The organism is Bdellovibrio sp. BIS2, assembly GCF_055398295.1.
The window spans coordinates 1,641,187-1,655,275 of sequence record NZ_AP035879.1 but is presented as its reverse complement, the minus strand read 5'-3'; the positions used below and the strand labels follow the sequence as shown (position 1 = coordinate 1,655,275).

Sequence of the window (14,089 nt, the reverse complement as noted above, 5' to 3'; positions counted from 1 at the left end):
GGTTCGTTATTTTCCTTTTCTCATTTTCTTGTGCGCATCTTTCATGTTTTCCATCTGCGCTTTGCAGTCTGCAGACAGTTCATCCTTGTGTTCCATCATGCATTTCATTTTTTTACCTTTGCCCATGGAAACATTCGCACAGAATTTTTCATGGTCCTCGTGACAAGCGTCTTTCATCTCGGCCGCGTGATCTTTCATCTTTTCAAACTTTGCCTTACAGTCGGCGGAAAGTTTGTCTTTGTTGTCCATCATGCACTTCAAAACACGGCCTTCACCGCGCTCAACGGTCCCGCAAAGTGTTTCACGATCCTTGGCGCAGACGTCGTTCGGGCCTTTTGCCAATGCCCCATTTGCAAAGCAGACAACCAACACAGCTGCTAATAGTTTTCCCATAAAGTACCCCCTATAGATACTCATGTTAGAGCAGCTGCCGGAAGCACACAAAGAGCTTGAGGTCTTGTTGGTCCTTTCTGTGAGACTGGACCTAAGGGAAGTCAGACAAGTTTGATCGCCCCCAGGGCCAGTGTTGCAAAGAACGATGCAACTATCAGACACCACAGGTAGCTAAAAAGGATAAAAACACCGTCTTTTTCCATATGGCCAATGGCGCACAGAATGATCCCAACGGCGGGAACGGTGTTGGAAAAAGGAATGGGTAAAGGCAAAGACAGAAGAACCGCATTCCCGACGAAAACAATCAGATTCAGGATGCGGAAAAACCACATGTCGTGGAAGAAGGTCAGCCGCTCTTTGACGATCCGGGAAACATAGGTCCAGATCTTTTCGGCCACTTCCGAGACCTTGATCACCACTTCAGAGGACAGCTTCACATTTTCAAAACGTTTGGGAAGCCACGGAGGTCGTTGCAGGTACAGAAAAAAAGCCACCACACAGATCATCATCCCCAGGGGCGTTGAAAGCCCAGGAATGGGAATAGGCTGCATAAAAGGCAGACAGAAGAACAGCACCAGCATGGCGTGGCCTTCTTCTCCCAATAAATGGAAAACTCTTCGCAAAGTGAGGTGTCCTTTGGAAGCTTCTTCCTGCAAAAGATCCATGGCGGAAATAAATCGACTTTTCAAACTTGCCTTCCCTCACCTATCCTTTTATCACTAGGTTTTCATTTTTCGAACAAAGGACCCATGATGGATTGGAAGATTTTTGCCAGCACGTTTATCACTATATTTTTGGCTGAAATGGGAGACAAGACCCAATTTGCCGCGTTGGCTGCATCTTCACAAACAAAGTCGACCATGACAGTGATGCTGGCCGTTGTATTGGCCTTGGGTCTTGCCGGGGCACTGGGAGTGATCTTTGGAAAGTTCCTGGGGACTATGTTAAGCCCCCAAATCATGAAATACGTTTCTGGCAGTTTGTTTATTCTGGTCGGTATCTGGGTTCTGGCAGCCAAGTCCTAGAACAGAGAATAGCCGCAATACTCGGCACGATCCGTGTCGAGTCCCGTCATTGAATTCATAATTCGAAAGCGCGCCGTCTTCCCCACAAGCTCTGGCGAATTCACCGCCTGAGTGAACTGCAACTGCAAATAACGGCGTCCGTTGTCCTGAATCACAAATCCTTCACCGACACCATTTAATTTCACGCGCCCACTGTGGCCGTCGATGCTGAAACGCGACTGCAATCTCGTATCAAAAGCCACATCATCCAAAGTGAACTCACGATAGCGCATATCAAAAGTGTGATTTGAGTGCAGGTAAAGCTCCTGCTGCGAATGCAGCACCGCAGACGGGTCCGTCCACATTTGGGTGCCCGCGGCCACCAGCACACTGAATGACAAGTCCCCTTGAGCGCAGTCACCCTTGGTTTGATAAAACATTTCAGATGGAATTTCGTGAAGAATTTCAGACGGTCCAATCAGAGCTTCGACACCGCCACAGGATGAAAGCATAAGAGCCATTAACGATACAAAAAGTACAAACTGTGGTTTAGGCATACTTGTTTATACGGCCTGCAAAGCCGGCTTGTCACAAGTTTGGTGTCAGAATAGGCGGAAGTCCTGTGGACAAAAAAGAAAACCCCACAAGTGTTCGCTTGCGGGGTTTGAATTGCAACCAAGAAGAAAGTCCAGCCTTCGCGCCTTCCGGCGCTACGGCCTCCTGCGCTGCCGCGCCTTAGCCGCCGATAGTAGCGATCAGTTGAGCGATCAACAAAGATACGACGGACATAACTTTGATAAGAATCGCAACACCTGGACCGGAAGTGTCTTTGAACGGGTCACCGACAGTGTCACCAACAACCGCTGCTTTGTGAGCATCGGAACCTTTTGGATGACCTGGAAGGCCGCCTTTTTCGATGTATTTTTTAGCGTTATCCCATGCACCACCCGCGTTCGCCATGAACAGGGACATAGTTGCACCGACAGCCAAACCACCAGCAAGTAGACCTGCCAAAGCCTGAGGCCCCAACAAGAAACCAACTGCCACTGGAGCAAGGATCGCGATCATACCTGGCAGGATCATTTCGAACAATGCAGCCTGAGTTGCAATGTCCACGATCTTAGCTGGTTGTGGTTCCGCTTTACCTTCACGAAGACCTGGGATTTCTTTGAATTGACGAGCGATCTCTTGAACGATTTTCTGAGCCGCTTTACCAACCGCAGTCATTGTTGTCGCACCCACCAGGAATGGAAGGATAGAGCCCAACAAGATACCGATCAGAACGCCGGAAGAAGTCAGATCCAAAGACATTTTAGCAAGACCCGCGCCCTCACGAACGTGGTTTACTTCCATGTTGAATGCAGAGAATAGTGCCACAACTGTCAGGATCGCAGAACCGATCGCGAAACCTTTACCGATAGCTGCCGTTGTATTACCAACCGCATCCAATTCGTCAGTGATTGCACGAACGTCTTTGCCCAGACCGGACATTTCAGAGATACCACCCGCGTTGTCAGCGATTGGACCGTAAGCATCCACAGTCATTACAACTGCAGTACCAGCCAACATACCCACTGCCGCCATTGCGATACCGTACAGACCCAAAGCCTGGTCAGCCACGTAAGCTGCGATAACAACGATCAACATCGGGATAGCTGTGGATTCCATACCCACTGCCAAACCACGGATCACACCAGTGCCCGCACCAGTCAAAGCTGCTTCCGCAACCAGACGGATTGGACGAGCCGCTGTATAGTACTCAGTGATCAAACCGATCAAAGCACCACCGAACGCACCCGCAGCCAAAGCCACAGTCACACCCTGGTTGATGCCGAACATCGGAAGGATGATGTAAGCAGCGATCGTCAAAAGAATTGGAGGGAAGATCAAAGCATTACGCAATACAGTTGCAGGCTTGCCGTTTTTGAACGCGCGAGCAGCAAAGATCACGATGATAGAGATCACCAGACCCAAAGTGGACAACAGGATCGGCAATGCAACACCGGCAATACGCACAGTTTCAGCATCCGCACCCGTCATCAAAGCAGACAGACCTTCTGCAGGGATTGTCAAAGCAATCGCCATAGCAGAAACGATCGCAGCAACCATGGACTCATAGATGTCTGCGCCCATACCAGCAACGTCACCCACGTTGTCACCAACGTTATCGGCAATGACACCAGGGTTACGAGGGTCGTCTTCAGGGATGTTTTCTACAACTTTACCAGCGATGTCGGCACCAACGTCCGCCGCTTTCGTGTAGATACCACCACCGATACGCGCAAATAGAGCGATAGAGGAAGCACCCACTGCGAAGGAGTGAAGGATTGTGCCAAGGTGAGCATCACCCTGGAAAGCAACATACAAACCACCAAGACCGATCAAACCAAGACCTGCAACGGAAAGACCCATTACAGCGCCGCCGTCCAAAGCAACCAGCAAAGCCGCCGCTTTAGAGCCGCCAGCTGCGGCTTGAGAGGTACGAACGTTGGCATAAGTTGCCGCCTTCATACCGAAGAAGCCCGCAAGCAAAGACAGGAACGCACCCAGGATGAAGGATCCTGCTGCGATACCGCCCAAGGCGAACCAAAGAGCCAAGCCTACGACAATTGCGTAGACGAAAAGTACCTTGTACTCACGCACAAGGAACGCCATAGAACCTTCGCGCACGTAGGACGCGATACGATTCATTGTCTCATTGCCCGCTGGTTGTGCCTTCACGCGAAGGTACAGAGCCAAAGCAACGATCAAACCAACGACCCCTGCAATTGCAGGAGAGATCAGCAAAGATTCACTAAACATGTTGCACTCCGTTTATGATTTCTCGTTTTAATTACGAAGGCTTAGAGTTACCGCGTCTCATTACACCGAGTCAATCTGGGAGGGGGCCGTAGCAGTTGAATTTGCGCCGCATTATGCCCAACGATTAGGCACAATTCGCTTTCGCCGCTCTTTTAACGATGCATTGCTTTCCTAAAAAGCTCAGCGTACCTTCAGGGAACATGAATGACTTGAGTGACGAGGATCTATTAATAAAACTTTCCGAGGGCGAACGAAAAGCCCTGGATATCCTCTATCTAAGACATTCGGGCCGCGTCCTCAGTTATGCCCTGAAAAGACGCCTGTCTCAGGAACGCGCCGAGGACCTGTTGCAAATCGTATTCTTGCAGATTTACCGCAAAAAGCACCTGTACGACCCCAAGCACTCGGCCCTGGCCTGGATCTATGTCATCACCCGAAGTGAGCTAAAAGACTATAGAAATCGCGAAATCAAAGATTTCCTCGAGTGGGACGATTCCCTGTCACAAACCGAAGGGTCCGCTCCTATCATCGAAGAGAAGGACGAGGCCGAAGCCCTGTTGCAGGACCTGAAGCCCCGGGAGCAGGAAATCCTGCGCCTTCGCTATCTGGACGAGATGGAATACAATGAAATCGCGGCCCTGCTGCAGGAGTCCGAAAGCAACATCCGCCAGATTGTTTCGCGCAGTCTGAAATTCTTAAGAGGCCAAAAACCGAAAGGAGCGTCGAAATGACAGATATCAAAAAAGACTTCGAATCATTTGCTGAAGACAACTCCCCGGCTGGCTCCTCTTTTGTCTTGAATAAAATCAACAGCACTCTGCAAGCCGAACTGCCCTCACCATGGAAAGTCGCAGGGAAACTGGGTATCGCCCACACGGTGGCAACCTCCCTGACGCTAGCTTCCTGTTCGCAGTTTGGGGTGACGCTGTTTAACACCGGTCATGATCTGATGCATTCGTTTATGAATATCAGCGAGACTTTCTGTCACAGCTTGTGTGGTGCCTACTATCTGGCGGCCACTTTCCTGCTGGCGCGAATGATTTTGAACCGTGAAGAGTGGCTGGTGCTTTTGAAAAACCGCACTCTGAGCATTGCCAGTCTGGCTTTGGTATCTTTGGGAGTGTTCTCGTCTCTTAGCCACGAAGTCACTTGGGAAAGTGCGCTGTTATGGTTCTTTGGCGCCGCCTTGGGGGCCGAACTAATGACCGTACGCAAGCAGGCACTCAAAAGACTCCTTCACGATATTTAGTTCAATTAACGAGTCAGGAGCTTATTTTTGCTCCCCCACCTGGGGGAAAAGTGCGTCTCATACCTGAACGTCATTCTTAAAAATCTGAAATTACTGTAGTTTCCTGTCAAGAAGCCGATAAGAGGGGCATGAGCAAACGAACGTTAATGGTGCTCTGTTTGACCCTGTTAATCTGTACTCTCTGGCTCCAGTCTGGTTATGCAGCGCCTTCCAATCTGACTTATCAAGGGCGAATCCTTAAAGCCGATGGCACTCCTTTGGAGTACGGCAACACCAGTTTCCTATTTGAAATCACCAGCCCCAACGGCAACTGCGTGATCTATCGCGAACAGCGCGATGGCGTCAGCATGGTGAACTCCAAAGGGGTCTTCGATGTTCCGATCGGCTCGGGCACGAAACTTTTCCCGGCAGATCCTTTGTTTACACTTTTGGATTCTTTCAACAACTCTCTGGTGCACAACTGCTTTGGTGGCGCCACTTACACTGCGGGCACGGGCGACGTACGTTTGTTGAAAGTACAATTCCATGACGGCTCGGGCTGGAAAGTGATTTCGCCGGCCAATGAAATTCGCTCTGTTCCCTACTCGGCCTACGCCTTGTCGGCAGAAAAACTGGGAAGCAAAGTTGAAAGTGATTTCGTCCTGAAAGCCTCCGTGCCGACTTGTTCGGCCAACGAATTCCTTTCCTGGAATGGTACGGCGATGGTGTGTGCTCCGGTCAGCGGGGCTGCTGGGGGCACGGTCACGGACGTGACTTCAAGCAATTCCTATATCACGGTTGCAAACTCCACTTCGACCCCGGCATTGACGCTGAACGTGGGCTCCACCGCAGGCACAGTGGCGGCCGGCAATGACCCGCGCCTGTCTGATTCCCGCACGCCCACGGGCTCTGCGGGAGGAGACCTTGGTGGTTCCTATCCAAGCCCTTCCGTTGTAAAAATTCAGGGCGTGGCTGTTTCAAACACAGCTCCCACCAGCGGCAAGTTCTTTAAACACGACGGTGCTCAGTGGGTGCCTTCGACTATTGAAATCACCGACGTGAATAATCTGTCGACGAATCTCGCGAGCTATCACACGACGGCCGCATTTAATGCGGCGGTGGGAAGTGCTAACTGCGCGGCTTATGAAACTCCGTATTGGAGTTCCGTGTCTGGATCGTTCCAGTGTCAGGCCATCAACGTTTCAGTCGCAGGCGATGTCAGCGGCAGTATTGGTGCCGTGACTGTCAATAAAATCAAAGGCGTGAACGTGGACACCACCGGACTGACCTCCGGGCAGGTTCTGAAATATGACGGCACGAAGTGGGCTCCGGCCAACGATAGCAATGCGGGCGGCACAGTCACGAATATCGCCACGGGCACAGGTCTTTCTGGAGGGCCGATTACTTCCACCGGGACTATTTCTCTGGCGAACACATCGGTTACAGCGGGCTCTTACGGTTCCGGCACTCAGGTGCCAAGCTTCACCGTGGATGCGCAAGGTCGCTTGACTGCGGCTGGCAACGTTTCCATCCCCACAGCCAGCGGTTCCACAACAGGTCTTTTAACTTCGGCCGACTGGACTAACTTTAACAACAAACTCGGCACGGCTTCGACGTTTGCGGGCGATGTCAGCGGCACATCGGCTGCGATGAGTGTTGATAAAATCAAAGGCACGGCCGTCAGTGCCACGGCGCCAACGTCCGCGCAGATTCTGATTTACAATGGCACTCAGTACAGCCCCTCTTCAGTCAGCGGCGATGCCACGATGTCGACAACCGGCGCGGTGACTTTGAAAAACACCGGCACGGCGGGAACTTACACGAAAGTCACTACCGATGCCCAGGGCCGCGTGACATCTGGGACGACACTGTCTGCGTCCGATGTTCCAACACTGGATTGGAGCAAAATCACAACCGGCAAACCAACGACTTTGTCGGGTTATGGCATCACCGATTCAATTCAAAATGCCGGTGGTACACCGAGTGTGCAATCCGGGACCGTCGCCAGCCGTCCAGCGGCAGCCACGGCAGGACGTCTTTATATTGGCACGGATGACAACTCCCTTTACCGCGACACCGGAAGTGCGTGGGTCAAAGTCGGCGATGGCGCCGGATCAAATGGTGTGACAAGTGTCACAGCGAGTGCCCCTTTGGCTTCCAGTGGTGGCGCGACTCCGAATATCACGATCACTCAGGCCAACACCACTACCAATGGGTATTTAAGTTCGACAGACTGGAATACGTTTAACAACAAACTGGGCACGGCTTCGACGTTCTCTGGTGATGTGAGTGGCACCTCCAGTACGACCAGTGTTGATAAAATCAAGGGTAAAGCCGTCACTCCGGCGGCCTATGCAACAGGCCAAACTTTGCGCTATAACGGTACGGACTGGGTGAATGCTCTTTTAGGTTTTGCCGACATCAGCGGCACGATTGCCACGTCTCAGTTGCCGGTGGTGCCGGTTTCCAAAGGTGGTACGGGTTTATCTTCTGGCACGGCCAATGGCGTTTTGTATTTTGATTCTTCATCGACGATGGCCGCCACAGCGGCTGGAACAGCCAATCAGGTGTTGCGAATTCCTGGAGCTGGTGGTGCACCTTCATTTGGCGCCATCAATCTGGCTCAGTCTGCGGCGGTGACTGGAACATTGGCCGTGGCAAATGGTGGTACCGGAGTCAGTTCATTGACCGCCAATCGCCTGCTGGCTAGTGACGGTACCGGAGCCACCGTGACCGCCTTTACGTGCGCTGTAGGTCAACTGGTAACCTTTGATGCTGCGGGAGTGATGGGCTGCACGAGTTACGCTTCTTCGGGCCTTTTTGCCAATGGCGGGAATAGTTTTGGTGCTGCGGCGACTTTGGGTACTAACGATGCTCAGGCGTTGAATCTTGAAACCAATAATGCCACACGCATGACAATCCTAAGTTCGGGTGATGTGGGGATCGGAACCGCCTCCCCGACAACACAACTTGAAGTTGTGGGCTCGGCAACAACCAGCAAAGGTATTCAGGTCAATAACACAAATAGCTCGGGCGGCGCGTACTTTAGCGCCAAAGCCGGAACTAACAGTCTCAGTCTCGGCACCTGGGGTCAGGGCAGCGGCACCACCTTGACATACCTTGAATCAAACTCCAGTTGGAATTTCAAAATCAGTACGATGACGAACACAGCCATTACCTTTGCCACCAATACCAGCGGTGGCGCGAACGAAAGAATGCGTATTGATAATGCAGGGAATGTCGGTATCGGTACAGCTTCTCCATCCTCCCTCCTGCATGTGACCACCTCTGCTGCATCACCTCCGGCCGTGCTCGTGCGTAACTCTTTGTCTCCGGCTCCGACGGCGACGGTAACTCAGAACTTGCACGCGATTTGGAATACAATCGTGGTCGGATCTGCACAGCCATTTACCGGAGCGCTTTACGGGGCCGTAAATCGTATCGAAGATTCAGCCGGGCAAACAGGCAACATCAGTAATGCTATTGGCTCGGTTAACGACGTTCACCACAAATCAGCCTCCACGATGTCCAATGCAACGGGTCTGCAGGCCAATGTGCAAAACACTTCCACTGGTACAGTGACTCTGGCCAAAGCGGCCTATCTGACGGTTGCCAACACCGGCGGCGGAACTATCGATACCGGTTATGGCCTGCATATCGGATCTATTGCGGGAACCACAAAGTACGGCATCTATCAGGATGACACGGCTTCAACGAACGTCTTCACCGGTAATACCGGTATTGGGACCAATTCGCCCAACACCAAACTGCATGTCGAGGGAAATACCTTTATCAAAGACAAACTGTACGTTTATAACAACTCGGGCTGGGGTGCTACGACTCCGGGTATTGCGCTGGCGATTGGTGATCAGGACACGGGCCTGGACTGGGTGTCTGACGGGGTTTTACAGATCTATTCCAACAATGCCGCTCGAATGCATTTTGCCATCAATGGCAACGTGGGGATTGGAACCACGACCCCGGGATACAGACTGGATGTGAATGGAACGTTGCGAGGATTTGGAATCACGGATTCTTCAGATATCCGCCTGAAACGTGACATTGCTTCGCTGTCTTCTTCAGAGGCCTTGCAACGCATTCTGAAGATTCAAGGTGTCAGCTACAACTGGAAAAATCCAGAACATGGCAAGCGCCCGCAACTGGGCTTTATCGCCCAAGAGCTTGAAAAGATTTATCCAGAGCTTGTTGAAACCGATCCCCAGGGAATGAAGTCGGTGAATTACTCGCACTTAGTGTCCCCGTTGGTGGAAGCTATCAAGGCGCTGTATGATGAAGTCAGTGCCTTGAAAGACTCGCTGGCCGACAAAGATCAGCGTATTCTAGCTCTTGAGCAGGACAAAGCCCAAAAAGACAAAGAGCTGGCAGAACTGAAAGCCCGGATGGATCGATTGGAAAAAGCTGTGCTTAACAGCAAATAAAGCTGACGCAGTGGAGACCCGAAAAAGAACCGGGAACCTTTTTAGAGTTTCAGGGTGATTTCCAGAGGGAAGTGATCAGAGCTTACGATGGTGTGGTGAACTTTGGCTTTCACCACATCAAAGCCCCGCACAAAGACGTGATCCAGTTTCAGGATGCGCCCGTCATCTTCCAAATCCAGATGTTCAAGCCCCAGATCCCGGAAAATAGATTTCATGATCATATAGCGTTTGAAGTTCCAGGTGTTGAAATCCCCTGCCAGGACGACCGGCCCGTCAAAGCGCGCGATCTTTTCGGCGATTTCATACAGCGAATACGTGAAAGCCTTTAAGGTCACAAAGTTCAGCACATGGGTGCAGACAAACAGGGCTTTCTTTTCACCGAAACTGTATTCACTGAACAAGGTTAATTTTGGGGTCAGCCAGAATAGCTCGCGGGTTTTTGCCCGGATAAAATCGACCGAGTGAGGCGTCAGCCTGGAGCCAATGGCCACCCCCGTGCTGGAAAGATCTTTTTTATAGTGAAAACTTTGCGCCAGATGCCACTCATAGGCGGCGAAATCAGATCTCCACATGGCGGGCATGCGCTGATCCAACAGAGCTTCCTGCAGGAAGATGAAATCCTTGTTTTCCCCCAGGCGTTTGAAGTCTTGTTCAAACAGATGAGCTTTTTGTCCTTTGTAAACGTTCCAGACAAAGATATCAAACTGCGAAGGTGCTTCGGGAAGCTTTGGGGCCTCCCCGATCTTCAGCAGCACTTTTTCTTTGGCCGGAACGATAAAAGGAACCATTTTTTACTTCACTTTACTCAGGTAATTTTCATCCACGGTCGCAACTGGAAGACTGAGAGCTTCGGCTCTTTCCTGTTCTGCCAGCAGGGTCGACAAATAGCGTTCGGTGGTGCTTGGAATGATCACAACGATGTTCTTGCCGCGATTTTCCTCTTTCGCCGCCTGGCGAAGGCCTGCGCTGATTGCAGCCCCTGACGAGATCCCCACAGGAATCCCCTCTTTTTTGATCACTTCGCGCGCCACTTTCATGGACTCTTCAGACGACACTTGCTCAACGCCATCAACGACGGATCTATCCATCACGCTAGGAATAAACCCCGCGCCCAGGCCTTGAATCTTGTGCGGGCCTGGTTTGCCCCCGGAAAGTACGGGACTTTCTGCAGGCTCGACCGCGATGATTTTGATGTTTTTGTTTTTTGCTTTTAGCACCGTCCCCACACCGGTGATCGTACCCGAAGTTCCAACGCCGCTAATCACCATGTCGACTTTGCCGTCGGTGTCGTTCCAGATTTCAAGAGCGGTGGTTTCTTTGTGAATTGCGGGATTCGCGGGATTGTCAAACTGACGAGGCATCCAGGCATTGGGTGTGTTTTCCAGTAGCTCCATGGCTTTGGCGATAGCACCCTTCATACCCAAAGGCCCCGGAGTCAGAACGATTTTCGCCCCCAGCATCAGCAACAGCGTACGACGCTCTTGAGACATGGTTTCTGGCATTGTCAAAGTGATGTCATAGCCTTTGGCGGCTGCCACAAAGGCCAGAGCAATCCCGGTATTGCCACTTGTCGGTTCGATAATTTTCATTCCGGGTTTAAGCTGGCCTGAGCGTTCAGCGTCTTCGATCATGGCAAGGCCGATGCGATCTTTGACGGACCCCAGAGGATTAAAGAACTCAAGCTTCAACAACAGCCTGCCCGGCAAATCCTTGCCGATTCTTTGCATTTCGATTAACGGGGTTTGACCAATGGTTTTCGTGATATCAGAATATATTCTCATAAGATGCCGATCTCCGTTCCTCCATGATACTCCCGTTGCGGGACCGGACAAAGATGAAGTTTATAAATTTTTGTTTTCATTTCGTTAATAAGGGGAAATCCTATGGCAACTGAACCTTTTTCCAGCTCCAACACCAGCTATTGTTTCCGTTTGAGACCGGGGCAGGACCTTAAAAAAGAACTCTTGTTCTATTGCCAGAAATACCACCTGCATGCGGCCTGTGTGGTAAGCGCGGTTGGCAGCGTTGAGAAAGCGCACTTAAGAATGTCTGGCGGCAAGGATGTCGTCGAATTCCAAGGGCCTTTTGAAATCGTGTCTTTGTCAGGAACACTGGGGCCTGATGGAGCTCACTTGCACATGTCCATCAGCAATTTTGAAGGACAAGTGATTGGCGGCCACCTGATGGATGGCTCCCTCATTTACACAACGGCTGAAATCGTCTTGATGGAAAATCATGAGCTGGTATTCCACCGGGAAGTGGATGGTCACACGCAATACAAGGAACTGGTGATTAAGAAGCGCTGACTCAAGCCTCTTTTTTAAATTTTATAGCAGGAAATACTTTACGAATCTCTTCGACATCAACGAGGTGCCCTTGCACATAGGCATGAATCACAAACCCCAAAAGAGTTTGATAGGGAATGCCTTTTCTTTCCGCAACTGCCTTAAAGCCTTCAAAATCCGCATAAGTTAGTCGAGCTGTAAACTTTGCTTCTTTCTTTTCTTTTTCCCGTTTTAAAACGTCGTTCCGAGCGACGACAGCTGCCACTTTTTCTCTACCGACGGGCTTCCAGCTCGAAAAATTATCTTCCAGCTCTTTCTGAGTGGGAATTCGTTTTCTTTTCATAGTCCATACTCCTTCTTAAGTTTACGACTCTTATACATGGTTATATATCTTTCCGGATTATCTGCGGTCACAACGGCCCATACATAATCCTTAAAAAGATAAATCTCCACAAACTGCCTCGGGTATGCCGGGTTCTCTCGCACATCCAGCAAAATCCCTTCCGTCACCACTTCTTCGATGGAATGCCCTCGTTCACGCAAGATTATACTGTTCTTGTCGGGATTTATCCGCTTCATAGATTATACCTATTTGTATGGCAAATAGCCATACTTTTAATATCTGTGTAATTCCATAGGGATAAGCAATGATTATGCAGCAACGAAATGCTGAGCAATGCAGGCTGACGGGACAAAGTCTCCGAATCTCGCCCGATAAGATTTTAGCTTTTGGCAAAATTTAACAGAGGCCCATAGTCACCCGATGCGTCCGCCAACTTCAGGCAACGAATATATTCTTTACGCAATTGCCCTAACAGGGCCAAACTAGCGCGCCCCCAGGTGAAACCAGAATACCCGTGCTGCTTTAAAAACAGATCTGTTGCCAATCGCGCGCAGCGCCCATTGCCATTGGGAAATGGGTGAATATAAACCAGGCGATGATGAAAACGAATGGCGATTTCTTCGACTGAAAAAGTCTGATTCTTAAGCCAGTAACCGACGTCACCCAGCAAGATCGCCATATCACTCTGAATCGTCTGAGGGGGCACACCAATGTTGGTCTGACGGACCCTTAAGTCCCCGGCCCAGCTCCAGGTGTCTTCAAACATCTTCTGATGCAAAAGCTTCAGCCCGGTCATGCTCAGCAGATCTTTCTTCAGTGATCGACTGGATTCTGCCCACAACATGGCTCGCGCGATATTGGCCGCCTCAAATTCATCCAGCTCCCCGTGAGTCGTCAAACCCGGGATCAGACCGCGCAGGGTCTCATCATCCAATGGCGTGGCTCCGGGAATGGACGGGATCTTCATTTCTTCAGACTCCAGATACGGCGGTCTTCATTACGCAAAAGTTCAAATGCAATTTCCTCCACCAGAGCTTTCTGTGCGGCCTTGGAGGTGCCTTGCAGTTCAAGGCTCATCGAGTGCTCGCTGGATTTGACAATCTCTTCGGCCACTTTGTTTGCCTGGGACTCTAACGTCTTTTGCAACCCTTGCTTCGGGACAAAGTGATAAACAAAATCACAGTTCATGGCCTCTGCCGCCTTTCTTAAGGATTCAATAGTCACGGTTCCAGCCACTTCGTTTTTCTCAAGCCCCTCGATACGCTGCTTGATCACCCCCAGCCGCGTGGCAAGGTCATTCATCGACATCCCCAGGGCCGTACGCACTTCGCGCACCCAACCTGTTTTGGGGGTTTTAACGGAACGAAGCCCCTGAGCCGCTTCAAACTGCCGATCCAGTTGCGCTCGTCTGAGTTTAGCTGTTTTTGATTTCACAAAGCCCCCTATCGTCTATCTATAGATAGAAATAATATACCATATCGTCTATTTATAGATAGACCTATAGATATATTTTATCTACTTATAGATAGACGATTATTTGGGCTTTCGAGGGAAAACTCCCCTTGGGACTTTTCAACTGTATTTAAAGAAGCTGA

At 50.7% G+C, this 14,089-nt stretch carries 14 protein-coding genes; 5 read left to right on the top strand and 9 right to left on the bottom strand.

Annotated features, from left to right (window positions below):
• Window positions 1–6: 6 nt before the first annotated feature.
• Together ACZ520_RS07900 and ACZ520_RS07895 are read right to left on the bottom strand one after the other, a co-directional pair.
• On the bottom strand, window positions 7–393 hold the full coding sequence (locus ACZ520_RS07900) for a cysteine rich repeat-containing protein (protein ID WP_464127939.1): 387 nt from the start codon (window positions 391–393) through the stop codon (window positions 7–9).
• Window positions 394–494: 101 nt separating this feature from the next.
• Window positions 495–1,082, bottom strand: a complete 588-nt coding sequence (locus ACZ520_RS07895; protein ID WP_232468561.1) for an exopolysaccharide biosynthesis protein — start codon at window positions 1,080–1,082, stop codon at window positions 495–497.
• A 60-nt stretch (window positions 1,083–1,142) separates the two neighbouring features.
• Between ACZ520_RS07895 and ACZ520_RS07890 the strand changes: the two genes are divergently transcribed.
• Entirely contained in the window at window positions 1,143–1,418 is a 276-nt protein-coding gene (locus tag ACZ520_RS07890) for a TMEM165/GDT1 family protein (protein ID WP_015090848.1), read from the top strand.
• Here the strand turns inward: ACZ520_RS07890 and ACZ520_RS07885 are convergent.
• Both ACZ520_RS07885 and ACZ520_RS07880 read right to left on the bottom strand, forming a co-directional pair.
• The gene (locus ACZ520_RS07885; RefSeq protein ID WP_464127936.1) at window positions 1,415–1,909 is read right to left on the bottom strand and encodes a hypothetical protein; all 495 of its coding nucleotides are present in this window, start codon (window positions 1,907–1,909) and stop codon (window positions 1,415–1,417) included. The two genes, ACZ520_RS07890 and ACZ520_RS07885, sit on opposite strands and share 4 nt — an antisense overlap.
• A 223-nt stretch (window positions 1,910–2,132) precedes the next feature.
• Window positions 2,133–4,199: a sodium-translocating pyrophosphatase gene (locus ACZ520_RS07880; RefSeq protein ID WP_464127934.1), complete on the bottom strand. Its 2,067-nt coding sequence runs from the start codon at window positions 4,197–4,199 to the stop codon at window positions 2,133–2,135.
• 200 nt (window positions 4,200–4,399) lie between these two features.
• Between ACZ520_RS07880 and ACZ520_RS07875 the strand changes: the two genes are divergently transcribed.
• The 3 genes from ACZ520_RS07875 to ACZ520_RS07865 all read left to right on the top strand — a co-directional run bounded on the left by ACZ520_RS07875 (window position 4,400) and on the right by ACZ520_RS07865 (window position 9,866).
• A complete protein-coding gene (locus tag ACZ520_RS07875; RefSeq protein ID WP_464127932.1) occupies window positions 4,400–4,930 on the top strand; it encodes an RNA polymerase sigma factor in 531 nt (176 codons plus the stop codon).
• Entirely contained in the window at window positions 4,927–5,448 is a 522-nt protein-coding gene (locus ACZ520_RS07870; RefSeq protein WP_464127930.1) for a hypothetical protein, read from the top strand. The genes ACZ520_RS07875 and ACZ520_RS07870 overlap by 4 nt, the downstream gene beginning before the upstream one ends.
• 128 nt (window positions 5,449–5,576) lie before the next feature.
• The gene (locus ACZ520_RS07865) at window positions 5,577–9,866 is read left to right on the top strand and encodes a tail fiber domain-containing protein (RefSeq protein ID WP_464127928.1); all 4,290 of its coding nucleotides are present in this window, start codon (window positions 5,577–5,579) and stop codon (window positions 9,864–9,866) included.
• A 41-nt stretch (window positions 9,867–9,907) separates the two neighbouring features.
• Here the strand turns inward: ACZ520_RS07865 and ACZ520_RS07860 are convergent, their stop codons facing one another.
• Entirely contained in the window at window positions 9,908–10,654 is a 747-nt protein-coding gene (locus ACZ520_RS07860; protein ID WP_464127926.1) for an endonuclease/exonuclease/phosphatase family protein, read from the bottom strand.
• 3 nt (window positions 10,655–10,657) lie between these two features.
• A complete protein-coding gene (gene cysK, locus ACZ520_RS07855; protein ID WP_464127924.1) occupies window positions 10,658–11,647 on the bottom strand; it encodes a cysteine synthase A in 990 nt (329 codons plus the stop codon).
• Window positions 11,648–11,749: 102 nt separating this feature from the next.
• Between cysK and ACZ520_RS07850 the strand changes: the two genes are divergently transcribed.
• Complete coding sequence (locus ACZ520_RS07850) at window positions 11,750–12,172, top strand: PPC domain-containing DNA-binding protein (RefSeq protein ID WP_417869466.1); 423 nt, start codon at window positions 11,750–11,752, stop codon at window positions 12,170–12,172.
• A 1-nt stretch (window position 12,173) separates the two neighbouring features.
• Here the strand turns inward: ACZ520_RS07850 and ACZ520_RS07845 are convergent, their stop codons facing one another.
• The 3 genes from ACZ520_RS07845 to ACZ520_RS07835 form a co-directional block, all read right to left on the bottom strand.
• Entirely contained in the window at window positions 12,174–12,494 is a 321-nt protein-coding gene (locus ACZ520_RS07845; protein ID WP_464127921.1) for a hypothetical protein, read from the bottom strand.
• Window positions 12,495–12,873: 379 nt separating this feature from the next.
• Window positions 12,874–13,461, bottom strand: a complete 588-nt coding sequence (locus tag ACZ520_RS07840) for a mobile mystery protein B (protein ID WP_464127919.1) — start codon at window positions 13,459–13,461, stop codon at window positions 12,874–12,876.
• Window positions 13,458–13,928 (bottom strand): mobile mystery protein A, encoded by a 471-nt coding sequence (locus tag ACZ520_RS07835; protein WP_464127917.1) that lies wholly within the window; start codon window positions 13,926–13,928, stop codon window positions 13,458–13,460. Before ACZ520_RS07835 ends, ACZ520_RS07840 begins: the two co-directional genes overlap by 4 nt.
• Between the last annotated feature and the right edge of the window lie 161 nt (window positions 13,929–14,089).